A 26,549-nucleotide genomic window follows, 5' to 3' on the forward strand; every position below is an offset into this window, starting at 1 on the left:
TAATAAAGTCTAACTCTAATGATCTCTTAGTACGCTCTAGCAAACACTACGGTATGTTTGGAAGGCTGTCCACAACTAATACAGATTGTTTTACTTTCAGCAGGTTCGAACGGAATATTACGGCTCGTAGCTCCCGTCTCTTCCTTCACCTTGCTCTCACACTCATCGGAACCACACCATCCAGCCAATGTGAACCCACGTGACTCTTCCATTCTCATCTTCATTTCTTCCAGACTATCTACAGAATAGAAATGATCACTCATGAATTGTTTCGCTCTATCCAACATCTCTTGATGCACTTGTTCCAGCATCAACTTCACTTCTTCGACCAATTGATCCTGTTGAACAATCTTCTTCTCACCTGTTATACGGGAGACTAACACACAGACGCCGTTCTCCATATCACGAGGACCCAGCTCCAATCGTACAGGTACACCGCGCATTTCATACTCGTTGAACTTCCAGCCTGGAGTTACATCGCTGCGGTCGTCCACTTTAACACGAACTCCTGCTTTCTTCAATTCACTGAACAATTCGTCTGTACGACCAACCACTGCTTCACGAGTCTTGGCAGGTCCAATTGGGATCATCACGACTTGTGTAGGGGCTACTTTCGGCGGTAATGCAAGGCCCCGATCGTCTCCATGTACCATAATCGAACAACCAATCAATCTAGTTGTCGTCCCCCAAGATGTCGTGTGTACATATTCTTGAGTATTGTCGCGGCTTAAATACTGAATTTCAAAGGCTTGGGCAAATTTCGTTCCTAAGTAATGAGATGTTCCAGCTTGTACAGCTTTTCCATCTTTCATCATCGCTTCGATTGAGAAGGTATCTACTGCTCCTGCGAACCGTTCTGAAGGGGTTTTTTGACCAGTAATAACTGGAATAGCAAGATACTCTTCCAAGAAAGAACGATATACTTCTAACATTCTCATCGTTTCTTCGCGAGCTTCCTCTTCCGTTTCATGAGCCGTATGACCTTCCTGCCATAAGAACTCACTAGTTCTGATGAATGGCAATGTACGTTTTTCCCAACGAACAACGTTTGCCCATTGGTTAATTAGTACTGGTAGGTCTCGGTAAGATTGAATCCACTTGGAATACATATGACCAAACATCGTTTCAGAAGTCGGACGAATCGCTAAACGCTCCTCCAGTTTTTCACCAGCCACTTCAGTTACCCATGGTAGCTCTGGATTAAATCCTTCGATATGATCCTTTTCTTTTTGGAAGAAATTCTCAGGAATTAATAGTGGAAAATAGGCGTTACGATGTCCTGTCTCCTTAAATCGACGGTCCAATTCTGCCTGTATATGTTCCCAAATTTCATAACCATCAGGACGGAACACGATACATCCCCGTACAGGTGAATAATCCATCAATTCAGCTTTCTTGATTACATCTATATACCAACGGGAGAAATCTTCCCCTTGCGGTGTAATTTCCGTCACAAACTGCTTATCTTTTGACATAAGAAATAATATCCTCCTAAAAGTTTATGAGCGTTACTTCCTGTTATACTTCGAATAAACTCGCATCGAAAGCATAACCCTAAGTTTATGAGCCTTACTAATTGCTATACTTCGAATAAACCGAATGAGGCAGGTCGTAGCGTAGGAAACGGAATTGTCCTGAAGAAGCGTGAGCGCTCGCCTACAAGTTTTCCGTAGGAAAGCTACTTCGGAAGCATATGCTTTGCCATCGGATTTCTACCGCTACAGGCGGTATATAATCAAGAAATCTGAGGGCAACAGCGATCGTAAGGACAATCCGTTGCCGAAGCGGTCATCTGACACATTTGTTTTTCAAGTGCTTTCTAACCGTTGATCAATCTTAATATATCGTTATAGGTCACAGCGATCATAAGAAGAAAAAGCATAGCAAACCCAACAAAGTGAACCATTCCTTCTCGATTCGGGTCAATCGGTTTACCGCGAACCCATTCTATACCAAGAAATATAAGACGACTTCCATCGAGCGCTGGAATAGGGAATAGATTAAAGATACCTAAGTATAGACTTAATATGGCAGTCCAGTAGGTTAGTTGCACAATTCCTTGCTTCGCAATTTGGCCAGTCACTTCAAATGTTCGTACGGGCCCACCAATATCATCCATAGAGAATTGAGATATCAATTGACTGAATCCTTTAAAGATCATTTCAGTAGTACTCACCATCGTTTTCCCTGAATGAGTAATGGTCTCGCCAATCGAAGCTGATCTTGTTGGTAACTCCGGTGTAATTCCAATCTTACCACCTTCTTGGCCTTCCATCGCCCGAGGAATCAGCGTCACATTGAAAGTTTCATCGCCACGGCGAATACGCCAATCCATGGATTTACCTTCTGATGTTGCTGTTAGCTCAATCATCTTCTGATAATCAGCACCAATCGGCGTACCGTTGATCGATTCAATGATATCCCCTTTTTTCAAATTAGCTTCCGAAGCAGGCATACCTGCAGAAACGTTCCCAATCTGAACATACGTAGGGTTATCCAATGGAATACCAGCCATTTGGATATGAAGACCAAACAATATAAACGCAAGAATAAAATTCATCACAGGTCCTGCGAAGATAGACAAAGCACGCTGCCCTACTGTCTTACTACCAAATCGGCGGTTTTTAGGGGCAATCTGTATCTCTTGACCCTTTTTGATCATCATCGCTTGAGGATGAACACGATACCGCTGAATATCCTCATCAACGTCTAACTGTAATGTTAAAGCTTCATCCAAATCAATGGATTGAACCTCACCACGAACAATATTTTTACGATTATCCAATTGATCCAAATAAATCTTCTTCACTTCATCGTTCACAATACGAACACCTATGGTCTGACCCACTTGGATCTCTACAAGTTCCGGATCTTCACCCGCCATACGTGCATAACCACCAAAGGGCAGTAACCGCAGTGTAAATTGAGTTTCATTACGTTTATAAGAAAACAGTTTCGGACCGAAACCGATTGCAAATTCACGAACCAATATACCGGCACGTTTGGCGAAATAGTAATGACCCCATTCATGTACCGTTACAATAAGAAAAAACATTAATATCGTTAAAAAAACTACCTGAACCATTTCCAAGCGCCTCATCCCCCTTTATCGTCTAAGATCGAAGTTTGTCCTTCTAGATTATCATTATTCTCAGACTGAACACAAGAGAATCACTTTTGAAGTAATTTTTATAAAAAAAAGGAAAGGTACTATCGTATATTTATATCCTCGATGCCATTTCACGTGATCGCTGATCACATTCTTCAATCGAACCTAAATCAGGATTCGTCATATTAACATGCTGTTCAAGCACTTTCTCAATAACCTCTTCGATGTGTAGAAACGAGATTTCTCGCTTTAAGAATCGTGCAACAGCAACTTCATTCGCAGCGTTGAAGGCTGTTGTTGCGGTCCCTCCCAATCTTCCACATTCAAAAGCAATACGTAAACATGGAAATCTAACATAGTCCATCTCTTTAAAATGAAGACGACCTGCTTCCGCAAGCGATAATCTACGGGTAGGAGATGGCCAGCGCTCTGGATAGGTTAAAGCGTATTGAATAGGAACTCTCATGTCTGGATTACCTAACTGAGCAATAATACTACTATCACAGAACTCCACATAAGAATGGATAATACTCTCCGGGTGAAGAAGTACATTGATCTGATCATATGATAAATCAAAAAGCCAATGAGCTTCAATCACTTCTAGCCCCTTATTCACCATCGTCGCAGAATCAATTGTGATCTTCGAGCCCATCGACCAGTTAGGATGTTTCAATGCATCCTCTACCGTAACATGAACTAACTCATGACGTGACAAATCTCGAAATGAGCCTCCAGATGCTGTTATTGTAATTCCTGCAACATCCTTCCGACGTTCCCCATTTAAACATTGAAATATCGCAGAATGTTCACTATCGATTGGAAGTAACTGTACTCCTCTTTCTTTAGCAAGAGACGTTACTAAATGACCCGCAGTCACTAATGATTCTTTATTAGCTAGTCCAATATGCTTCCCTGCCTCAATTGCAGCCATCGTGGAACGAAGCCCCACACTCCCCATGACTGCCGTAACAACCATCTCAGCGTCAGTCCCCGCAGCAACCTCTACAAGACCACTATCACCATAAAACACTTGTGTAGTTGAAGGGATTTGTAGTTTGATGCGTTCTGCCAATTCTTTCGTTGCAACTGAAATCTTACGCGGTTTATATTCAAGTACCTGCTGGATCAGCAAGTCCGTATTGGTTCCGGCAGCAAGTCCTTCGACTTGAAATTGATCCCTGTGGGCAGACACTACGTCTAATGTTTGTGTCCCAATAGAACCCGTAGATCCCAGAATACTAATTCTCTTCATAATGCACCATCTCTCATCTTAGTAAGGCAATAGCATCACGATATGTACAAAAGGGAACACAACAATCCAACTATCACAACGATCTAATATTCCACCATGACCTGGCAGTAATTTACCTGAATCTTTAATATTATATGCTCGTTTGTAAGCAGATTGTATTAAATCCCCAAGTTGTCCAATGACAGCACATGTTAGTCCAATTAGCACCGCTCTGCCGTATCCCAATAATCCTCCAGAAAAGGTAGAAAAAATAAGTGCAGTCAATATTGCAATGATAATTCCTCCAATTGCACCTTCTACCGTCTTATTGGGACTGATCGCTGGCCAAAGCTTGTTTCGTCCCCATTGTCTACCTACAAAATAGGCACCTGCATCACTTGCCCAGATCGAAAAGAGTAATAAAAAGATCCAAAATAGCCCATATCCATCCGCAGCATGACGTGATTCTGCAATGAAGTAAAACCCACTTCCAATATATAGTACACCGAGTAAAAGTATTGATACTTGTGTAATATTGATCCTATTTTTGGATAACACTGTCATTAACATAAGCAAAAACAGAAGAACCCAAATCAGTTCCCATTGTGGCGTATATGTTATATTTAATAGCTTCCATGGAAACATAATCATAAAAACACCCAGAAATCCTAGTGTAGCAATACCACTGAAAGGACGCACTTTGATCATTCTCACAAATTCATAATATCCTATCAGAGACATACCAAGAATTAAAAGATGAAATGGCATATTCCCAATCACACAAAATCCCAGAAAAATAATTCCTGCAATAATACCGGTAATTAGTCGTTGTTTCAACAATTTTCATCCTCTACTTGAGTTATGACAGCCCACCGTAACGTCTTGTTCTTCGCTGATATTCAGCAACAGCATCATGTAAATGATTCTTATCGAACTCCGGCCAGTAAATATCGGTGAACCATAACTCGCTGTATGCCAACTGCCACAACATAAAGTTACTAACTCTCATTTCACCACTTGTTCGGATCAAGAGATCCGGATCTGGCAGACCAGTTGATTGCAAGTGATCCTCGATCCATTGAGAGTTAATATCTTCTGCTCTCAACCTACCTGCTTCAACCTCACTTCCAATCATGGACATACAATCCGTTATTTCTTTACGACCACCATAATTTAGCGCAAAGTTAAGCACAAGACCATTGTTATTTTTTGTAAGTTCGATCGCTTTTTCCATAGCATCCAAAGTATGTTTAGGTAATCCTTCTTTATCGCCCATCATACGAATTTGTACATTTTTTTGTATTAATTCATCCAGTTCTATGGCGAGAAACTCCTGAGGTAGTCGCATCAGGAAATCAACTTCATCTTTGGGGCGTTTCCAATTCTCCGTTGAGAATGCGTACATCGTTAAATACTTAATGCCTAGCTCATCTGCAGCAATTGTAGCACGCTTTACAGCTTTCATTCCGCTTTGATGCCCCACAATCCTTGGTAACCCAAGTCGTTTCGCCCAGCGACCGTTTCCATCCATAATGATCGCGACATGCTGAGGAATATTGTCCAAGGTAATTTCCACCTTGTTAGGATTATCTTTGTGCCTCCACCATGATCGAATTCGTTTGATCATTCCATTTCCTCCAAGCCACTTTCTGCAAGTTGAAGACATTATTTTATAAATAGACAAACCCCACCATAAAAGGAGGGGCCATAAGTCTCTTATACGTCCATGATCTCTTTTTCTTTTGTCAAGAGAACTTTGTCGACTTCGGCAATATATTTATCCGTCATCTTTTGAATATCTTCTTGATGTCTACGAGATTCATCTTCGGAAATATCAGTCTTTTCTAATTTCTTGATATCATCATTAGCATCGCGACGTATATTACGAACGGCTACCTTTGCCTCTTCACCAAACTTTTTCGTCGTTTTTACAAGTTCGATACGACGTTCTTCTGTTAGTACTGGTATAGACAGACGAATTAGTGAACCATCATTAGATGGTGTTATTCCAAGATCCGACTTCGAAATAGCTCGTTCTATATCAGATAATGACGATTTATCCCAAGGTTGAATCATCAAAGTACGAGAATCTGGTGTACTAATGTTAGCTAATTGACTAAGAGGCGTCGGCGCCCCATAATATTCCACTTGAATGCGATCAAGCAATGCAGGTGTAGCACGACCTGCACGCAATGAAGAAAGATCACGCTTTAGAGCGCCAATCGCTTTCTCCATCCGATCTTCACCGCTTTTTTTAATAGTTTGTGGCATTAGTCTACACTCCCTTTAACAATGGTTCCTATTTTCTCACCTAATACGACACGTTTTATGTTTCCTAACTCCGTAATTGCAAATACGATAAGCGGAATATTATTGTCCATACATAGAGATGATGCTGTGGAGTCCATAACACCTAAGTTTTTATTGAGCACATCCATATAGGTTAACTGCTCAAATTTCTCAGCTGTATTGTCTTTGAAAGGATCTGCTGAATATACGCCATCTACTTTGTTCTTCGCCATTAAGATAACTTCCGCTTCAATCTCCGCTGCACGTAATGCAGCTGTTGTATCTGTAGAGAAGAACGGATTCCCTGTTCCTGCAGCAAAAATAACAACCCGACCCTTTTCCAAATGACGTATAGCTCTACGTCGGATATAAGGTTCAGCAATTTGTTGCATCGCGATAGATGTCTGAACCCGTGTAGGCACATTGATTTGCTCTAATGCATCCTGTAGTGCCAATGAATTCATTACCGTTGCTAGCATCCCCATATAATCGGCAGTAGCCCGATCGATGCCATTTGCGCTTCCAGCAATTCCACGCCAGATGTTACCACCACCACATACAATTGCCACTTCAACACCAAGTTCCACTACTTCTTTAATTTGTTCTGCGATAGAAACTATCGTTATAGCATCAATGCCATACCCATTTGGACCTGCGAGAGACTCTCCACTGACTTTTAAGACTACTCTTTTAAATACTGGCTTTTCCAATGTTAACCTCCCACTTTGAGAAAGCGCTATAAAGTCGGCGCCACGCTGCAATTCTATTGTTAAAAAAGAAGGAACACTACGTGTTCCATTCTTCATTATGACTATTATTATAACATCAAATGAAACTATTTATTATTGTTTAACTTGTGCCATTACTTCTTCTACGAAGTTATCTACTTTCTTCTCCAAACCTTCACCAAGTTCAAAACGAGCAAAACGACGAATTGTAATGTTTTCACCAATTGTATTAACTTTTTCATTTAATATAGCTGCAATCGTTTTGTCTGGATCTTTGATGTAAGATTGTTCCATCAAGCAATACTCTTCATAGTATTTGCTGATACGGCCTTCAACCATCTTATCAACGATTTTCTCTGGCTTACCTTCATTCAGAGCTTGTGCCTTCAAGATTTCCTTTTCTTTCTCAACATCTTCTTGCGGCACTTCTTCACGACGAACATAACGTGGGTTTGTAGCAGCAATCTGCATAGCGATATCGCGAGCGAATTCTTTGAATTGATCCGTTTTTCCTACAAAATCCGTTTCACAGTTAATTTCTACAAGGACACCAATTTTACCACCAGCATGGATATATGATTCTACAGTACCTTCAGTAGCAATACGTCCTGCTTTATTAGCACTAGCTGCCAATCCCTTTTCACGCAGAAATTCAATTGCCTTTTCGACATCGCCATTTGTTTCATCGAGAGCCTTTTTACAATCCAAAATTCCTGATCCTGTTCTTTCACGAAGTTCCTTCACTGCACTAGCATTAACTGCCATTGATTACACCCTCCAATATATTATTATTAATATCACAAATCGTTTATATTCATCATTATTTTAAAAAAAGGGTAGTGAGAGGTTATCCACCTACCAACCACCCTTTTCATTTTAATTCATTTTATATGAATTACCTAATCGATATTAGGCTGTTGTTTCTTCGCCTTGATGAGCTTCTACAATGGCATCAGCCATTTTACCAGTCAAGAGTTTAACAGCACGAATAGCGTCGTCATTACCAGGAATGACATAATCAATTTCGTCTGGATCACAGTTAGTATCTACGATACCTACGATTGGAATACCCAATTTACGAGCTTCTGCAACCGCAATACGTTCTTTGCGAGGATCAATAATGAATAGGGCACTAGGAAGGCCTTTCATATTCTTGATACCGCCTAGGAATTTATCAAGACGATCTTTCTCTTTACGGAGAAGGATAACTTCTTTCTTAGGTAGAACATCAAATGTTCCGTCTTCTTCCCATTTCTCAAGTTCCTTCAAACGATTAATACGTTTTTGAATCGTTTCGAAGTTTGTAAGAGTTCCGCCCAACCAACGTTGATTAATGTAGTACATTCCACAACGTTCAGCTTCTTCTTTCACGGAATCTTGTGCTTGTTTCTTCGTTCCTACGAATAGAATGGTTCCATTCTCATCGCCAATGCTTTTAACGAAGTTATAAGCTTCTTCCACCTTTTTAACTGTCTTTTGCAAGTCAATAATGTAAATTCCGTTTCTTTCTGTGAAGATATAACGATCCATCTTTGGGTTCCAGCGGCGAGTTTGGTGACCAAAATGTACGCCTGCTTCCAAAAGTTGCTTCATGGATATTACTCCCATCTTCACGCACCTCCTATTATTGGTTTTTTTGTCCTCCGCCAACGATCATTTCCCTTTAAGACTTTCTATTCAAATAAGAAAGCACCCTCATAGGAATCACTTGGCGTGTGTTTTTAACACCGTCAACTAATATACCATAATTTTTATAACGTTGCAATAGTATATCCATTAAGGTTATTTATAAGCAATAGAGCATCAAATGAAACTGATATTTTCTAATATTTTCAAAAAAACGCCCGCTACTTTATAACCATTAGCGAGACGTTTCTATTCGAATTTTAGATATAATAGAATCATAGCTTTCCCCTTTAGTGAAAGTATAATTCCCTACTCGAATCTTAGTATTTATTTTTTGTTTCGAAGCCTCTTTAATAAACTGGTTCCTATTCGATATTACGCCTACCTTTTCTAGGCCCACCGCCACATCTGTCAGATTTTCTCCGTTTACAATCTTATAATTAACGGTTACCGCCTTCGCAGGTTCTACGAGCGGTTCCTTAGGTGATTGCATATCGGAAGTAGTCGAATGCTCATTACTCGTTCCCTTGGGTTCTACTGGTGTTGAAGGTTCAACAGGGGTAACCGCTGGTTCACTCTGATTCGGTAACTCAATACCATTCCCTTGTAGATTAGTGCTTTCTTCAAGCTTTCGTTGCTTCCATTCTTCATCTGTCAGTAATTGTTCAGATGATTCAACAACCTTTAAATCTAACGATTCCGCCATCTCTTCTAATTGTTCTCTAGTTAATATTGCGTCAGATTGTGTTTTTATTAATGTGGCTTGCTTCTCACCAACGATCATCAACTGAAGTAAAGCTGCACCAATGATAAGGCCAACGCCTAACCCGCTCATGAATGAACGACTCCTCATCATCGTGTCCCCTCCTGTTTCGCCAGTTGTAGAATAAGTTGAACCTCGCCGCGTTGTATTCCTATCAACTTACCAATGACATCAATCGATTTCCCTTGCTCATGTAATTCGAACACTTCAGAATAACGTTGTTTGATAGAATTCACTGGTTCAGACATTTCAACAGATTGTGCTATTTCAGACACCTCGGCGGCATCCGAAGACATGCTTTGCGTTTCAGTTAGAGTAGTCGTACGAAGAGTCTTTTCTTGCTCGAACTCTGTCAGACGTATTTCATATTCCGTTGACTGTTGTTCTACATATAATAATCTCTGTTGCGTCTCACTTAGACTTTCTTCCAACACCGTCTGCCTAGTCGTTATTTCTTTTTTCATTTGACTAACAAGTTCAACCAATGTGTCGTTTTCTGCTTCGATATCCGCCATATACTGCTCTAAAGTCGATTCTACTTCTTTGATCATTAAATCCGAAGATGGCTTGTCTACCTTTTTTCTGGGAAGCATTAATGCATAAATCAATGCCGCAACCCCTAACATAATAATAATAATCCATGGTTCCAAAGCGTCTAGTCTCCTTAATGAGGTCGTTCAAAAAGTCATCTTTTGAACACGCACTAATAATCTATTCAATCCGGCATTTTTTAAAGAGACAGATCAATATGATGCCCCTTGTATGGATGCTCAGCTAGATGCTGTTCAGATTGCAGTTCTTGTTGATCCGATTGGGAGTGCTCATTATTAGCTGATGATTGTTTCTGTTTCCCTCCATCACGTATAATGGAATTCTCCGTTTCATCAACGCTATTGCTGCGTTGTTGCATTGCACGACTTTCTTTAATTTGTTGATTTGTCAAAAAGGATTGTTCTTGGGCAGATCTCTGTTGCATCTCGTTTTGTACTTTCCCTGCTTCATGGGTCCTCGGCACAGCAATTTGCAATTCTACCGATTTCATACTCACGATATCCACCTCATTCTATAGTAATGGAATACAACAACTTCTTCATTTCCACTGAAAGTCCACTATATGTATGGAATCATTGAAATATCTCCATCAGAATAATAAAAGGAGACTCGTTCAGAGGTATCCTTGACGAATCGAGTATATCTTCCAATGACAATTTTTGAGCCACCATAAATCGTTCTAATAATATCCACTCGAGCTTTATTCGTATCTTCAAGAGACTTTTCAATCTCCAGAATCCGTTCTTTTGTTTGAGCTAGTACAATGATCTGAGACTTCTGGGTTACATTCAGCTTAATACGCATACCTACTTTATCAGGTGCTAATTGTCCTTGAGACGCCAGCAAATTCAACAGATTCAATGCCTTCTCCGTTTTTTCTGATTGATCCATTTGTAATTTGAGTTGATTTCGTAGATCTGCAAGTTCATTTCTTAACGCAGGTACGACGCCTACTTCAATATTAGTAACAGTAGACATTGAATTTCCTACAGTCCGAGCAATAACTCTCTCACCTGCTTGAATACTTCCACCTACTATTAGACCTTTGGTTCCATTACAGATCACATTTTTCCCAGCTCTTATATTAGAATGCATAATACTTTGAGAAACAATTACATCTTCTCCTGCAGTAACATGACCTTCCTGAATAAAGGAACTTTTCACATTGTGTCCAGCCTTTACATATCCCTTGTTGTAACCAATGATCCCACTCGAGATTTCAATGGACCCTTCAGCATCAAGCTCCGCACCCTCAACGCCACCGATGACACGAATATCTCCTAACGCTTTAACTCTAAACCCACTTAATACATTACCACGAATGATAACGCTCCCAACAAAATCAATATTCCCAATACCATAATCCACATCCCCATTCACTTCATATATAGGGAACACATTAATTTTTATCTTCTCAGTAATAGTAATCATTCCATCAAGAGCAGCATAAAGTGCCGTTTGATCTCCATTCACAATGACATTTTTGCCTGTTTTAAATTTAATATCTTTACCTGGTTTGAATGCAATGACTTCACCCGTAACTGAAGTTCCATTCTTACCAAGGTCAGGAGCTGTTCGTTTCGCAATAATCTGACCTTTACGTACGTTGTTGAGATTGTGTACTTCCTTATGATCCACTTTCCCTTGATCTTTTTCCGGATCTTTAAGATCTCTTTCATCAGATACTTTTAGTAGAACCTCAATTTGACCATCGATCCCGTCAATTGGTTTCTCGCCATAAGCAACAGGTGTTCTAACTATAGCAAATCGCTCAGGGAGATCTACAATTTGTTGGAGTATATTACGGTCAATGCCGTACTTAACACGCTGATGTTGAATGAACTGTTCAAGTTCTTCTATTGTGCATTTGAATTTTTCATCTTGTTTTGAGAACTGAAGGTATGCAATAGTTTTATCGTCAGAAATAGATACAGTTAAATACGATCCAAGCGAAATACGATCCGTCAATCTTGACCCCTCCTTAAATGCATTAATCTATTGCGATTAACAAAAGCTCTTTAGCGACTACCCATTAATAATTCTCTATTCTTCTCCAATGTCCCTCTCAGTCTAAGTATTGCTTTAGAGTGAAGTTGCGAGATTCGGGAAGGCGAAAGAGACATCACTTCGGCGATTTCACTAAGTGATAGATCATCAAAATATAGAAGTGATACCACTGTACGTTCCTTTTCAGTAAGTTTTTCAATCCCTTTTACTAATGCTTCCTTCAAATAAAATTCATTAACCTTATGCTCGGGGTTCTCCGCATTCTCATCAATCAACATGCTTAAACGAGTCTCCGATTCTTCCTCTCGAATTGGATCTTCTAGTGAACACAATGTCATAACTGCTACTTCCTGCAACATATTATGATATTCTTTTTCAGTTATTCCTAAGTATTCGCTCATCTCCGAATCATTTACAGAACGAAGATGACTTTGTTCCAAATGTTGAAAAGCTTCTTCAATCTTCTTAGCTTTTTCCCGGACGGAACGTGGTACCCAATCACCCTGGCGTAACGAATCCAGAATCGCTCCACGGACACGCCATGAGCCGTAGGTTTCAAATTGAAAACCCCGTTTATAATCAAATTTATCGATAGCATCAATCAAACCCATTACTCCATTACTAACCAAATCGTCTTTAGAAATATTTTTAGGAAGACCAATAGCCACACGACTTGAAACATAATCTACAATATGCAAATAATTTTCAACAAGCTTCTTTTTAGCTTCAATATTACCATACTCTTTCCACAATTCCCATAGTTCTAGATGATTCAATTTAGAAACTTTCTGCTCATTCAAGTGATCTCACCCCCTTATTTTTCTGTCAGGTGACGAACCGCCTTAGCCAATTGTTCAGGATCTTGCGCAGAAACAAATTTCGGTGGATTCAGCGGTGTAAATCCAAGGTCGCTCTCATTAGATAATTCAGGATTCGGTTGTAACAGATCATTTAATTCTTCAGTATCATTCGCTAAAGTTAAATCAAATCGAGCTCCCCGTTGATCACTCACTAATTCTGAATCTGCTTCTTTCTCTCCCCACGACTCATCATCAGGTTGTGAAGTCATTACACTTAGTACCCATCTAAACACAATCGCTAACACAAACCATATCGCAAAAGCACCCAAAGCTCTTATAACACTTGTCAAAAAAAGATTATTTATAAAAGAAAATAGAAAGGTAATTATAAACCCCAACACACCAAGTAATAAATTAAACCGTATTTTCTCTATCATCGCTACAATTCCTTTGCACCCATTTGTACACTACGGATGTATAATATTCCTGTACTACAATCAAGTTCAATGGTTCTACCAAAGTTTCCGCCAGTGTCCTGTCCAATAAGTGGAATGCCCAGTTCTTTCAATTTAGCTTTGCACGATTCTGTATTTCTTGGTCCAATTCTCATTGTGTCGTTATTTCCACCAAAAGCAAACATTTGTGAACCACCAGCCATCTTTGCAACAAGATTCGATTTTTTCGAGCCTAGTTTAAGTAATTCATCTAATAACCTAGGTAAAGCCGTATCTGCATATTTAGCAACATTCAATTCGCCATCTCGCGCAATGGAAGAGTCAGGTAACATAACATGTGCCATTCCTGCAAAACGAAGCACTGAATCATACATTGTAAGCCCTACACAAGAACCTAAACCGGAAGTACGGATAAGTCCAGTTTGTTGAATGACCTTTAAATCAGCCATAGACACCTTCACAACTTTTTGATCAATCATTTCCGAGAGGCACTCCTAATGATTTGAATATTTTTATAAAAGATTCTGGGTCGGGTATAAGAAAGAACTGACCATCAACCTCTTCATTACACTCCACAAACTTTGTGTCAATTAGAAGCGCATCATCTCCCATTTCACCGTGTTGCAGAAGTCCATAACTCAATATGGCTCCCGCCATATCAATCGCTAACGAAGGAACTGTCGGATACATCGATAGTTTCGTGAAATCAGCAAGGGAAGAAAGATATGAACCCGACAATATATTGCCAATCTCATTTAGTGCAGATAGTTCCATTTCATTGAAGTAGTCATCTTCAGTCACATCAATTCCTGCTAGACGTCTCAACAGACTTTTCGCTGACTCAACAGTTAAGATGAAGAATAAATTTCCGGGCACATCACCTTCAACCCTGAAGTATATTGCCACAACGACTTGCTCTGCTCCTCCAACTACATCTGATACCTCTTCAAATCTCAGAATTTCAACTTTAGNGCACATCACCTTCAACCCTGAAGTATATTGCCACAACGACTTGCTCTGCTCCTCCAACTACATCTGATACCTCTTCAAATCTCAGAATTTCAACTTTAGGAACTGCCATATCAATCGGCTTATTGAGCAAGCAGGAAAGTGCGGTAGCCGCATTCCCCGCACCAATATTTCCTATTTCTTTAAGGACATCCATTTTAAATTCTTTAAAATGCTTAAAGACCTCCATCTCTATTCCTCTATACTTTCCAATTGAATAATTTCACTTTTATTCAACACTTCAGAAAGGTTAAGCATAATCAAAAGACGCTCATCATTGATTTTTGCAACACCTTGCAAATATTTAGCTTTAATCCCCCCTACAACTTCAGGTGGATTTGCAATTTGATCTGTATTCAGATCGATAACATCATTTGCTGAATCGACAATAAATCCTACTTCCATATCATTTACATCTACAATAATAATACGTGTATTTTCAGTATATTCAATAATTGGAAGGCTAAATCGACCACGTAAGTCAATAATAGGAATAATAACACCACGTAAATTAATAACACCTTTTACAAAATGGAATGTTTTTGGAACACGTGTAATAGGTAGCATGCGCTCAATCGTCTGAACCTTTTCTACTTCGATGCCATACTCTTCGCTTCCTAATTTAAATACAATGACTTTAATATCTTCTCCCATTTCAATAACCTCCTATTAAATTTCTATTCACTATATCGAGTGTGTTTGCGGCATATTCATTATTTAATGAATGCGTTTGGATCTATAATTAAAGCAACTTGTCCATCTCCAAGAATAGTTGCACCTGAAACACCTTTAATCTGTGGTAGGTATTTACCTAGACTTTTTAAGACAATCTCATTTTGCCCTATAAATTCTTCAATTGTTAGAGCAGCCAACCGGTCCCCTTTTCGAATAACGATAATTTCAGTCTCATCTTCTTCACTCTCGTCGAAATCAGCTATATCAAATAATTTAGATAGGGATATCAATGGAATATGACTACCACGAAACTCTATCATCTTATTTCCATGAACTGTTCGAATTTGATTCTTTTTAATGATGCCTGTCTCTACAATAGATGTAAGAGGAATAGCATATTTTTCTGATCCTAATTGAACAAGCATTGCAGAAATGATAGATAACGTTAACGGTAATTGAACTGAAAAGTTGGTTCCTTTTCCCGGAATTGAATGAATGGTGACATTCCCACCGAGGGCAGTAATTTTGGACTTCACAACATCCAGACCAACGCCACGCCCTGAAACATCAGAAATGACCTCAGCTGTACTAAATCCAGGAGCAAATAAAAGCTGATAAACTTCTTCATCGGCCATCGCCGCTCCTTGTTCTGCCGTTACAACACCTTTCTTAATAGCCGATTTGAGAACATTCTCACGATTAATGCCTCGTCCATCCTCTTGGATCTCAATAAATACATGATTCCCACTATGAAACGCTCGTAAATTTACTGTTCCAGTCTCCGACTTGCCAACGGCGAGTCGATCGGAAATAGGTTCAATACCATGATCAACCGCATTTCGCAGCAAATGCACAAGAGGATCCCCAATTTCATCAATAACGGTCCGATCTAGCTCCGTATCAGCCCCTGTTATCACTAAATCAATCTTCTTATCCAATGATTTAGCTAAATCACGCACCATCCGTGGAAAGCGATTAAACACAGTATCCACGGGTACCATTCTAAGCTTCAATACAATACTCTGAAGGTCAGAACTCACGCGGCTAAGATGCTCAACTGTTTCTGTTAAGTCATGATTTTGTGCTTCACTGGCCAATTGCTCCAACCGGACACGGTCAATCAGTAACTCACTAAATAAATTCATAAGAACATCAAGACGCTCAATATCAACACGGATGGTTCGTGACGGAGTATTGTTACTTGGTTTATTAACCTCTTTAGCGACAGTTCTGGTGGATTCTACCAATGTCTGCGTAGATTGAATTGCCGTTTCTTCAATAACAGAAGTCTCTTCGAGTTCAACAGTTACCGCAGTCTCTCTAGCTGAATGATTGACATCTCCCATTAATTTCAAAGACTCTTGATCCAGTGCAACAACGCTGACCCTATCAATCTCCGATAGGTTCAATATCATTCGTTCTATTTCTTCTGCGCTTTTTTGTGTTATGTAATAAAGTGAAAAGCTGCAATCAAATTTCTCTTGTTCAATATCTTGTACGGAAGGCTGTGATTTAATCACTTCACCATGCCCCTCCAATAAATCAAATGCCATATAGGCCCGTACAGCTTTCAATTGGCAATCTTCACGAATGAACACTTCCAAATAAAGTACTCGATGACCTTCTGCAATCGATTGATCCAAAACAGAGTATTGATACTCGTCCAAGTGAACGGATTGAACTATATTGGATGTTGATCCAACTACCTCCACATTCGATTGGGCTAGCGTCTCTCCACGTACAATAGCCTGTAATGAAATTACTATGGCAGATACATCAGATTTCCCGGTTCCCCCATTGGTAATATCCTCGACCATAGATTCAAGGGCATCCAAACTTTTGAAAAGGGTATCAAATATAAAATCTTTCATTGCAAGCTTTTCATTACGAACTAAATCGAGAACATTTTCCATCTGATGTGTAAGTGAGGCTAGGTCCTCATAGCCCATTGTTGCTGCCATTCCTTTAAGTGTATGTGCCGATCTAAAAATAACTTGAACAATACTCAAATCATTTGGACTAGTTTCCAATTCAAGCATCTTTTCATTTAACGATTGTAAATGATCATTCGACTCATCAATAAACATTGATAAATATTGATTCATGTCCATTGAGATGCACCTCCCTTATGAGTTCACTTTCCTTTATTTCAGTGTTTGAATAAGCTTAAGTGGAATTTCCTGAAGCGGTAAAATATGTTTGACACAACTCAGTTCCACTGCAGACCTTGGCATACCGTAAACAACAGAAGTTTCTTCACTTTCAGCATAGGTATTCCTTACACCTGATTCATACAATCTTTTCATTGCTTGTGCACCATCACTTCCCATACCCGTCAATAGAATCACATGGCGTTTCAGCATTGTAAATGGAAGTAGTGAGTCAAAAAGCACTTCTACAGAAGGCCGATGTCCATTACATGGCTCTTCCTCAGTTAAACATATTTCATAATGGCCAACCGACGATCGCTCAATCTTCATTTGGTAACCACCAGGTGCAATATACGCATACCCTCTATTTAGAACCATACCATGCTCCCCTTCCACTATTTCAAGAGCACTGAAAGTATTCAGCCTTTGTGCAAGTGATTTCGTGAATTTGGGTGGCATATGTTGTACGATCACTACGGGTGCTGGAAAATCTCCAGGCATTTGCTCCAATACTGCCTTTAATGCTCTAGGTCCACCAGTTGAACAGCCAATAGCGACTACATGTTGGAATTTACTTGTATCACTCTCAACTTCCAACATTGGTTTAGTAGGCATAGGTTTCTTCACAGTTGGCTTCTTCGCCTTGGTTGAATTAGCCAATTTATCATCTGTGATCTTACTATCTAGTATACCATTACGTGTTGCTTGATTAGCGTTCATATTCGTTTTCGGCAAAACTTCTTTCTTGCGAGATACTATATTCCTAGGTAGCAAATTCACCTTTTTTACTGGTTCTAGTTTCTTTTTTAGCTCTACCTTTTTCTCAGATTTCACAAGTTCTTCTGTCTTCCTAGCAACTCTTCTTTCTATAGTCTCCATAGCTGCCTTCATTTTATCAAGAAGAACTTCCCCAACTTGAACAATATCATTAGAGGCAACTGTAGATGGCTTTCGAATAAAGTCAAATGCTCCTGACTCTAACGCTAGTATCGTCTCTCTTAACCCATTCTCGTTAATGCCTGAGAGCATAATAACCGGGATCGGATTATCCTTAGTAATGATTTTCAATGCTTCTAAACCATTCATTTCAGGCATTTCCACATCCATCGTGACAATATCTGGTTTTAGATTCGTCACTAACGTTAAAGCCTCCAAGCCATTAGTGGCGGTACCCACAACTTTAAATAATGAATCTCTTTCAATAAGATCAGATATAATCTTTCGCATAAAAGGAGAATCATCCACAACAACGACCTTATATTGCATTATATCCATACCTCCCACTCCGTAAATACAGGAAAATCATTTTGTTCGTTGTAGCCACTTATGCATAAATCCTTTGATTCCCGTCAAAGTTTCTACTTCTGAAGCAGAAGAAGTGCTGGTATAAAGCTTTGTAAGACGTTGAATATCTTTTGAAGCAACACTATTAGGAAATGCTAGAGAATAAGGGATTTGTTTCTTGACCGCTTGAACAACATGTGAATCATCCCTTATATACCCAAGCATCGGGATCTCGATATCCAGAAACCTTTTTGCTGCTAATCTGATTTTATTAGCTGTAAATGTTGCCTCTATTTCATCGTCCACTCGGTTAATAACCACCTGATAAGGGACACTTGAGTCAATACCATGAACAACTTTAATCAGTGCATAGGCATCTGTAATCGATGTAGGCTCAGGCGTAGTCACAACAATACATTCATCAGCAGCCCTAATAAATTGTATATTAGCTTTAGATAGACCTGCACCAGTATCAAAAATAATATAGTCCATCTGATTCGCTACTTGTTCAATCTGAGTTGTAAAGTAATGAATATCATGTTCAGATAATGATACGAGATCCGACATGCCAGAACCACCTGAGATATAACACAATTCCTTAGGTCCTTTTGCGACAATCTCATGAATACTTTTTTTACGTTGGATCAGATGATGTAAGTTATATTTAGTAGAAGTCCCCATCAACACATCGATGTTTGCCATGCCTATATCCGCATCGAAAATTAATACCCTTTTTCCCAATGAAAGTAATGTAAGTGCAAAGTTTAATGTGAAATTAGACTTCCCTACGCCTCCCTTACCACTAGTAACAGTAATAAACTTTGCTGTTGATACATCGGCATTCAACACTCTCCCTTGGGATCGCGCCTTCTCTCGTAATGAAATAAGTTTCCTTAAAGAGTCAGCTTGGTCATTCATAGCTCCTCTTCTCCCTCATCCAACAAAAGGTTACAAAGCATTTGATCATTAGGTATAAACAAATCCTCTGGCACATTCTGTCCATTCGTCAAATAAGAAAGATGAATTGGAAAGTCGTAGATCAAATTAAAGATAGCTCCGTAACTGCCTGTCTCATCCAACTTCGTAAATATGACTTTATCAAGACCATATTCACTGAAATGCTCTGTAATCTTTTTCATATCTTGAGCTTTAGACGTTAGGCTCAATACTAAGTAAGTTTCGCTATTACTCTCATGTGTAAGTAAGCTTTGAAGCTCTGAAACCAACAATTCATTCCGATAATTTCTTCCAGCCGTGTCCATTAGAATGAGATCGCAATAGTCAAGTCGCTCCATTGCTCGTTTGAGGTCAGCAGGTGATTGGACTACCTCTAACGGTACATTTAAAATCGATGCATACGTTCTAAGTTGTTCTACAGCAGATATTCGGTAAGTATCCGATGTAATGAATCCTACCTTCCGATGATGTCGGAACAGTTGCTCTGCCGCAAGCTTGGCAATTGTGGTAGTCTTGCCAACACCAGTCGGACCTGCAACATAAACAATCTTCGTATCTATGCTTATTCCACCACCAAATCGATTTGAGAGAAATGATGTAGCCTTGGCACGAATGAAATCCTCTAGTTCTACATCACTTCGCGAACGTCCGCTTTCTTCCCAATATTCGACCGCAGCATCCATCCACTCTTCTCTCAATTGCTCGTCAACTTCCTGCTGCAACAATCGATTTTGTATTTTCTCCAACGATGCTGGCAGTTCTCTTTTTATCATGGATTGTCGTGATATTTTGGCCATCCATAATTTCATCTCTCTTATTTCCTTAAGAAGATGTTCTTCCGAATCACGCTTTGGCTTTACTTGTTCTTCTTCATGACTCCGCACCGGAAATGACAGATTCGTATCCTTCATAACATCTAACTTGTCCACTGCTTCCTCAACATATTTCCTGGGTAAATCAATATCTTTCTTTTGCTGTTGTACATCAACAGTCTTCATACCTGATTTTAGAATATCATTGGTTCTTTGATATGCCTCTGGAACTGCTCTCACTGGAATATTTAATGTTGGTGCAACAGTTTGAGAAGCTACACCGAGTAGGCCCTTAGGGTTCATATCAATATTCTCTCTTCCAACGGACTGATTCGAGCCTATTTTCGGGTTTGACTTCATTTGAGCTTCTTTTTCCACTGCAGCGATAACTTCAATCTTCTTTTTCTGAAACATTCCAAGAATTCCACCAACTTTTAATTCTTTTGTACTAAGAATGACTGCGTCACTTCCTAAATCCACACGGATTCGTTGCATGGCCTCCGGCATATGATCGACGATGTAACGTTTCACTCTCATAGATTCACCACTCCGACACTTTGTATTTCTACATTTGGTTCTAATTCACTATACGAAAGGACAGGTATATCCTGCATTGTCCGATCGATCACTTGACGCAAATACATTCTTATCGTTGGCGAAGTCAAGAATATAGGCTGTTGTCCAGATTGCAGCAATCGATTGATTTGTTCATTTATTTTCTGATAAACCGATTGTGCAGATACCGGATCCAAAGCGAGGTAACTCCCTTGCTCTGTTTGTTGCACACTATCTGAAATTTTCTTCTCCAACGTAGGTCCGACAGTGATAACTTTTAATGTCTCACCTCTTTGTGAATACTGTTGCGTAATTTGTCGCGATAGGGACTGCCTCACATACTCTGTAAGGACATCAGGATCTTTAGAGTATGTTCCACAATCAGCTAGAGTTTCAAAGATCGTAACTAAATCACGCACCGATATTTTCTCACGAAGTAACTTAGCCAACACTTTTTGAATATCACCCACGGATAACACTGAAGGAATAAGTTCATCGACAAGTACAGGATAACTTTCTCTTAAATTGTCGATTAACGTCCGTGTCTCTTGACGACCAATTAATTCGTGAGCATGCTTCTTAATTAACTCTGTCAAATGAGTTGCTACTACAGAAGGGGGGTCCACTACTGTATACCCTGCTAACTCAGCACGTTCCTTCGTAATTTCATCAATCCACAACGCTGGAAGACCAAATGCAGGTTCCAAAGTTTCAATTCCAGAAATGGATTCATCATCATAGCCTGGACTCATAGCTAAGTAGTGATTAAGTAATAATTCACCACCACCCACGGTATTCCCTTTAATTTTTATGATGTATTCATTCGGTTTTAGTTGAATATTGTCGCGAATTCGAATAACAGGTACCACCAATCCTAGTTCAAGTGCACATTGTCGACGAATCATGATGATCCGATCTAGCAAATCTCCTCCTTGTTGAGCGTCCGCCAAAGGGATAAGACCGTAACCAAATTCGAATTCGATAGGGTCTACCTGAAGAAGATTGATAACACTTTCAGGGCTTCTAACTTCTTCAATCTGTTGTTCTTCTTCCATCTGTTCTTCAGATAACTGCTTCTTAGTCACATTCTGTTCCATCTTCCTAGCAGCTAATATCAATAAAATCGCGACAGGCATTGTCGTAATCCAATCGATAGGGGTGAAGAAACCAAGCATAGCAATCGTTCCGCCTACAATATAGATCAACTTCGGATATGCGAATAATTGACCCGTTAAATCAGATGCTAGATTTCCATCTGATGAAGCGCGAGTTACAATAAGACCAGCAGCTGTTGAGATTAGTAGAGCTGGAATTTGACTAACAAGTCCATCACCAATCGTTAGAATAGAGTATGTAGAAATTGATTCACCGAATGACATTCCATGAATAGTCATTCCAATAATAAATCCGCCTACTAAGTTGATAATCAAAATAATAATACTGGCAATAGCATCCCCTTTGACAAATTTACTGGCTCCGTCCATAGAACCGTAGAAATCTGCCTCACGTTCGATCTTACTGCGTCGTTCTCTTGCCTGCTGCTCATTAATTAACCCGGAATTCAAATCCGCATCAATACTCATTTGCTTTCCTGGCATAGCATCTAGCGTAAACCTAGCACCAACTTCAGCAACACGCTCAGATCCCTTAGTGATAACAATAAATTGAACCACCACTAAAATTAAGAATACAATAAATCCAATCGCAATCTGTCCACCTGCGATCCAACTACCGAATGTAGCAACAACTTTACCCGCCTCACCATGAGTAAGAATCAACTTGGTTGTTGACACGTTCAATGCAAGTCGGAATAACGTTGTAATCAGTAGAATCGAAGGGAAGATGGAAAACTCTAGCGCTTCCTTAGTATTCATAGAGATCAATAAGATCATAAGTGCAAGTGAAATATTGATAACGAGTAAAATATCAAGTAACCACGCCGGGATTGGAAGAATCATCATAAGTACAATACCGATGACTCCTGTTAGGACAGTGATATCTTTAATTTTCAAGGGCCTCTTTCCTCCAATCCCACATTTATTAGGTTTTACCTTTTAATTTATATACATAGGCCAATATTTCAGCCACGGCTTGAAACAAATCTGCAGGAATGAAATCTCCGATCTCTGCCCTTTGATATAGTGCGCGAGCCAGAGGCTTATTTTCCATAGTAATGATGCCCTGTTCCTTCGCAATTTCTTTAATTCTTAGAGCTACATAATCTTGACCTTTGGCAATAATCGTTGGAGCCTCCATCTTACTTGCATCATATTTCAATGCGATAGCAAAGTGTGTCGGATTCGTTATAATAACATCTGCTTTCGGAATTTCTTGCATCATACGTTGCATAGCCATCCTACGCTGACGTTCTCTAATTTTACCTTTAATCAATGGATCTCCTTCTATATTCTTGTACTCATCTTTAATATCTTGTTTCGACATTTTTATACTTTTTTCATGTTCATGTCGTTTAAAGAGATAGTCCAGAAAAGCTAGTACGAATAAAGCAATAGCTACTTTCACACCTAAATTCACAGTGAGTTTCGACATAAACATCAATGTACTCTCGATGTTAATTTGTGAAAGCGAGGCAATTTCTACCTTACTAGCCCATAAAGTACTATAAACTAGATATCCAATAATCGTTAATTTGAATATGGATTTAGCAAATTCAACTAATGACTTCATGGAGAATATATTTTTGAGACCTTTGAGCGGATTCAATTTATTGAACTGAACTTTAAGCCCTTCACCAGATAGCAAAAAACCGACCTGTAGAAGATTAGCTGCCAAAGCCATTATAAAAACCGTTAAAAATAGCGGAGCGAGTAGTATCAATATTTGTATACCGTATTCTCTAAAAACCATCATCACATTATCAATCGTAACATCCGTAGATAAGCGATTCATAAATACATCCGTATACAAAAGTACAAATTTGTCTTTGAAATATCCAGCAAAAATAAGAAGGCAGAGAAGTGCTGATAAAAGTGTTACAGAACCGGCAACTTCTGGGCTTTTGGCAACCTGTCCCTTTTTACGCGTATCCTGACGTTTTTTTGGAGTTGCTTTTTCTGTTTTCTCGCCAGCGAACAACTGTAAATCTAGAGGATACCTAAAGGACACTTTACTTTCCTCCATACTGTTCAATTTGGCTGACTCCCAATAATTCCTAGCAAATTATGCAATGATTCGAACATGATCTCAAACAAACTGCCGAATATATATGAAAAACTAGGAACAATCAGCAATAACATCGCCAATCCAAGAAATATCTTCACTGGTATTCCAATAACAAAAATATTAAATTGAGGGGCTGATCTTGCCAAAAATCCAAGTCCTACATCTGTCAAAAAAAGTGCTACGACTAATGGGGCCGCCATTTGAAAAGCTAACACAAAAGATTGACTAAATGTTCTTATTAAAAATTCTAAAATACTGCCATTATATAACTTTGTAAAGAAATCATTAGATATGGGCACCCACTCATAACTTTGAGTAATGGCATCAATCAGTTGCAAATGTCCATTCATACTTAAAAAGAGCAACATAGCGATCATGTATTTGAAATTACCTAGCATGGGTACGGATACACCTGTCATCGGATCTAGCACGTTGGCCATCCCGAATCCAATCTGTATATCTATGAATGAACCAGCTGTCTGTATAACCGTAATTAACAAATATGCAACAAAACCAAGAAGCAATCCTACCATAACCTCACTAACAATGAGTAAAACATAAGTCATGTCTTGTACAATAGTCTGATTTATGCCATAAGTCAGATAGATCAATAGACTGACAAAAAATGCTATCCCTATCTTAAACGTATTAGGTACCCCTCTGGATGAAAACACTGGAGCTACTACAAAAAATGATGTAATTCGACAAAAAATAAGCAAAAAGACTGGGAAACCTTGCATAATTAGTTCCATTGACATTCAGCCTAACCTATATATTTATGCAGATTGTCTAATATGTTAAAGGTAAAGTCTACGAGCGTCGTTAAAATCCAAGGACCGAACAATAATAACGCTAACAATATAGCAACTATCTTTGGAACAAAGGCAAGCGTTTGCTCCTGAATCTGTGTAGTTGCTTGAAATATACTCACGATCAAGCCGACTCCCAATCCCAGAAGCAACATTGGTGCACTCACTTTAAGCGCAGTAAATATCGCTTGTCCAGCCAGCCCTATAATAAAATCCGAGTTCATGACTGACCTCCCTCACTTGCATATACTTCTTCTGTATCGTTCTATCAGTTAAAACTAAGTAATAACGATTTGACAACTAAGTACCAGCCATCTACTAGAACAAATAATAGAATCTTAAACGGGAGTGATATCATGACCGGTGGTAACATCATCATCCCCATCGCCATCAATGTACTTGCAACAACAATATCAATGATTAAAAATGGAATAAAAATCAAGAATCCCATTTGAAATGCCGATTTCAGCTCACTAATTGCAAATGCAGGAACCAATACTGTTAAAGGAATATCACTGTATGTAGCCGGTTTTTCCATCTTTGTATAATTCATAAATAATAACAAGTCTTTTTCACGAGTATATTTGAACATGAACTTTTTAATTGGATCTTCAGCTTCTTTTATAGCTTCTGTCTGCGTAATCTCCGCTTTTAAATAAGGTTGGAGTGCAACTTCATTGATTGATGTAAACGTTGGTGCCATAACAAATAATGTCATGAATAACGCTAAACCAACCAACACCTGATTCGGTGGCATTTGCTGTGTTCCAAGTGATGTCCTAACAAAACCAAGAACGATAATAATTCGAGTAAAACTAGTCATTAACACCAATATTGCCGGAGCAATACTGATAACTGTAATAAGAAGGAGTATTGATAAAGAACTTGTATTAGGCGCTCCGTCTGAATTACCAATTTGAATATCAAAATTGATAGGATCAGCAAATGCTGCTGAAACCGACGACAGACTAACAATCCCCATTAACAAACAAAGTAAGATGACTTTTTTTTTCATGGATCCCTCAACCGATCTGTATTATTGTCCTCACGGAGCAGTTCTTCCATTTTCTCTTTTCGATTAGACATCCGACGAACCTTAGAATCGAACACTTCATGAAAGGAAAGATCATTCTGTTGTTCCATTTCTTGCGGAGTTTCATCCCTTCTCACTTTACTAATTAGTCTACTTAAAAATGGAGGCAGTAAGTTACTTTTACCTACTGCCTCTTCCTCAAGTGCCGCTAATATAGTTGCAACTTCATTTGGATCAGAAATTTTATCGATCAGGCTTATATCTTCACCAACACCGACTAAGTACACACTGTTTCCTAACTCGATAATTTGGAGAGTTTTATTTGGTCCAATACCTACTCCACCAAGAATTCGAATCATTGGATTACTGAACCAAGATTTATTCTTAGACCCCAAGAATCGAATTAAGAAAACAATAAGTACGACAATAACTGCCAAAACGATAATCACATAGAGAAGATTCAAACCATAGTTCACATCATTAACATTATCAATAATTTCATTTGAACTAGGCATAATTCAAC

The 26,549-nt window shown here is 39.1% G+C and carries 27 protein-coding genes and 1 pseudogene; all 28 read right to left on the bottom strand.

All coding sequences use genetic code 11. From position 1 onward, the window contains the following. Window positions 1-26: 26 nt before the first annotated feature. Window positions 27-1,475, bottom strand: coding sequence for a proline--tRNA ligase (gene proS, locus AC1TO9_RS06025; RefSeq protein ID WP_482053897.1), 1,449 nt, complete (start codon window positions 1,473-1,475; stop codon window positions 27-29). A 344-nt stretch (window positions 1,476-1,819) separates the two neighbouring features. Further along, window positions 1,820-3,091, bottom strand: coding sequence for an RIP metalloprotease RseP (rseP, locus tag AC1TO9_RS06030; RefSeq protein WP_482053898.1), 1,272 nt, complete (start codon window positions 3,089-3,091; stop codon window positions 1,820-1,822). 130 nt (window positions 3,092-3,221) lie between these two features. Then, window positions 3,222-4,361, bottom strand: a complete 1,140-nt coding sequence (locus AC1TO9_RS06035; protein WP_482058634.1) for a 1-deoxy-D-xylulose-5-phosphate reductoisomerase — start codon at window positions 4,359-4,361, stop codon at window positions 3,222-3,224. Window positions 4,362-4,379: 18 nt separating this feature from the next. Next, window positions 4,380-5,177 (bottom strand): phosphatidate cytidylyltransferase, encoded by a 798-nt coding sequence (locus AC1TO9_RS06040; protein ID WP_482053900.1) that lies wholly within the window; start codon window positions 5,175-5,177, stop codon window positions 4,380-4,382. Between the two features lie 22 nt (window positions 5,178-5,199). Continuing rightward, complete coding sequence (locus AC1TO9_RS06045) at window positions 5,200-5,967, bottom strand: isoprenyl transferase (RefSeq protein ID WP_482053901.1); 768 nt, start codon at window positions 5,965-5,967, stop codon at window positions 5,200-5,202. Window positions 5,968-6,056: 89 nt separating this feature from the next. After that, on the bottom strand, window positions 6,057-6,611 hold the full coding sequence (gene frr, locus AC1TO9_RS06050; RefSeq protein WP_482053902.1) for a ribosome recycling factor: 555 nt from the start codon (window positions 6,609-6,611) through the stop codon (window positions 6,057-6,059). Beyond that, window positions 6,611-7,339 (bottom strand): UMP kinase, encoded by a 729-nt coding sequence (gene pyrH, locus AC1TO9_RS06055; RefSeq protein WP_482053903.1) that lies wholly within the window; start codon window positions 7,337-7,339, stop codon window positions 6,611-6,613. Before pyrH ends, frr begins: the two co-directional genes overlap by 1 nt. A 132-nt stretch (window positions 7,340-7,471) precedes the next feature. Further along, window positions 7,472-8,122 (bottom strand): translation elongation factor Ts, encoded by a 651-nt coding sequence (gene tsf / locus AC1TO9_RS06060; RefSeq protein WP_482053904.1) that lies wholly within the window; start codon window positions 8,120-8,122, stop codon window positions 7,472-7,474. 144 nt (window positions 8,123-8,266) lie between these two features. Then, on the bottom strand, window positions 8,267-8,965 hold the full coding sequence (gene rpsB / locus AC1TO9_RS06065) for a 30S ribosomal protein S2 (protein WP_482053905.1): 699 nt from the start codon (window positions 8,963-8,965) through the stop codon (window positions 8,267-8,269). 253 nt (window positions 8,966-9,218) lie between these two features. Continuing rightward, complete coding sequence (locus AC1TO9_RS06070; protein ID WP_482058635.1) at window positions 9,219-9,839, bottom strand: hypothetical protein; 621 nt, start codon at window positions 9,837-9,839, stop codon at window positions 9,219-9,221. After that, window positions 9,836-10,396 carry a hypothetical protein gene (locus AC1TO9_RS06075; protein WP_482058636.1) on the bottom strand — a complete coding sequence of 187 codons (561 nt, stop codon included), beginning with the start codon at window positions 10,394-10,396 and terminating at the stop codon, window positions 9,836-9,838. Before AC1TO9_RS06075 ends, AC1TO9_RS06070 begins: the two co-directional genes overlap by 4 nt. A gap of 80 nt (window positions 10,397-10,476) precedes the next feature. Then, window positions 10,477-10,788, bottom strand: a complete 312-nt coding sequence (locus AC1TO9_RS06080; protein ID WP_482053908.1) for a hypothetical protein — start codon at window positions 10,786-10,788, stop codon at window positions 10,477-10,479. Window positions 10,789-10,856: 68 nt separating this feature from the next. After that, on the bottom strand, window positions 10,857-12,266 hold the full coding sequence (locus tag AC1TO9_RS06085) for a DUF342 domain-containing protein (protein WP_482058637.1): 1,410 nt from the start codon (window positions 12,264-12,266) through the stop codon (window positions 10,857-10,859). Between the two features lie 50 nt (window positions 12,267-12,316). Continuing rightward, window positions 12,317-13,105: a FliA/WhiG family RNA polymerase sigma factor gene (locus AC1TO9_RS06090; protein WP_482053910.1), complete on the bottom strand. Its 789-nt coding sequence runs from the start codon at window positions 13,103-13,105 to the stop codon at window positions 12,317-12,319. A gap of 14 nt (window positions 13,106-13,119) precedes the next feature. Beyond that, on the bottom strand, window positions 13,120-13,542 hold the full coding sequence (locus AC1TO9_RS06095; RefSeq protein ID WP_482053911.1) for a hypothetical protein: 423 nt from the start codon (window positions 13,540-13,542) through the stop codon (window positions 13,120-13,122). Between the two features lie 2 nt (window positions 13,543-13,544). Next, the gene (locus tag AC1TO9_RS06100) at window positions 13,545-14,039 is read right to left on the bottom strand and encodes a chemotaxis protein CheD (protein ID WP_482053912.1); all 495 of its coding nucleotides are present in this window, start codon (window positions 14,037-14,039) and stop codon (window positions 13,545-13,547) included. Next, window positions 14,032-14,758, bottom strand: a pseudogene (locus AC1TO9_RS06105) (chemotaxis protein CheC). Before AC1TO9_RS06105 ends, AC1TO9_RS06100 begins: the two are co-directional and overlap by 8 nt. 2 nt (window positions 14,759-14,760) lie before the next feature. Beyond that, a complete protein-coding gene (locus tag AC1TO9_RS06110) occupies window positions 14,761-15,222 on the bottom strand; it encodes a chemotaxis protein CheW (RefSeq protein ID WP_482058638.1) in 462 nt (153 codons plus the stop codon). A 59-nt stretch (window positions 15,223-15,281) separates the two neighbouring features. Continuing rightward, a complete protein-coding gene (locus AC1TO9_RS06115; RefSeq protein ID WP_482058639.1) occupies window positions 15,282-17,354 on the bottom strand; it encodes a chemotaxis protein CheW in 2,073 nt (690 codons plus the stop codon). Between the two features lie 33 nt (window positions 17,355-17,387). Beyond that, window positions 17,388-18,659: a chemotaxis-specific protein-glutamate methyltransferase CheB gene (gene cheB, locus AC1TO9_RS06120; protein ID WP_482053915.1), complete on the bottom strand. Its 1,272-nt coding sequence runs from the start codon at window positions 18,657-18,659 to the stop codon at window positions 17,388-17,390. Between the two features lie 36 nt (window positions 18,660-18,695). Further along, on the bottom strand, window positions 18,696-19,595 hold the full coding sequence (locus AC1TO9_RS06125) for a MinD/ParA family protein (protein ID WP_482058640.1): 900 nt from the start codon (window positions 19,593-19,595) through the stop codon (window positions 18,696-18,698). Continuing rightward, window positions 19,592-20,983 (bottom strand): flagellar biosynthesis GTPase FlhF, encoded by a 1,392-nt coding sequence (gene flhF / locus AC1TO9_RS06130; RefSeq protein WP_482053917.1) that lies wholly within the window; start codon window positions 20,981-20,983, stop codon window positions 19,592-19,594. The genes AC1TO9_RS06125 and flhF overlap by 4 nt, the downstream gene beginning before the upstream one ends. Next, window positions 20,980-23,013, bottom strand: a complete 2,034-nt coding sequence (flhA, locus tag AC1TO9_RS06135) for a flagellar biosynthesis protein FlhA (protein ID WP_482053918.1) — start codon at window positions 23,011-23,013, stop codon at window positions 20,980-20,982. Before flhA ends, flhF begins: the two co-directional genes overlap by 4 nt. Window positions 23,014-23,041: 28 nt before the next feature. Beyond that, entirely contained in the window at window positions 23,042-24,142 is a 1,101-nt protein-coding gene (gene flhB / locus AC1TO9_RS06140; RefSeq protein WP_482054483.1) for a flagellar biosynthesis protein FlhB, read from the bottom strand. Between the two features lie 5 nt (window positions 24,143-24,147). Then, window positions 24,148-24,936: a flagellar biosynthetic protein FliR gene (gene fliR / locus AC1TO9_RS06145; RefSeq protein ID WP_482053919.1), complete on the bottom strand. Its 789-nt coding sequence runs from the start codon at window positions 24,934-24,936 to the stop codon at window positions 24,148-24,150. 11 nt (window positions 24,937-24,947) lie between these two features. Continuing rightward, on the bottom strand, window positions 24,948-25,217 hold the full coding sequence (fliQ, locus tag AC1TO9_RS06150; protein WP_482053920.1) for a flagellar biosynthesis protein FliQ: 270 nt from the start codon (window positions 25,215-25,217) through the stop codon (window positions 24,948-24,950). 44 nt (window positions 25,218-25,261) lie between these two features. After that, on the bottom strand, window positions 25,262-26,008 hold the full coding sequence (fliP, locus tag AC1TO9_RS06155; RefSeq protein WP_482058641.1) for a flagellar type III secretion system pore protein FliP: 747 nt from the start codon (window positions 26,006-26,008) through the stop codon (window positions 25,262-25,264). Beyond that, window positions 26,005-26,544 carry a flagellar biosynthetic protein FliO gene (locus AC1TO9_RS06160; RefSeq protein WP_482054484.1) on the bottom strand — a complete coding sequence of 180 codons (540 nt, stop codon included), beginning with the start codon at window positions 26,542-26,544 and terminating at the stop codon, window positions 26,005-26,007. Before AC1TO9_RS06160 ends, fliP begins: the two co-directional genes overlap by 4 nt. Between the last annotated feature and the right edge of the window lie 5 nt (window positions 26,545-26,549).

The organism is Paenibacillus sp. Y916 (assembly GCF_056786435.1).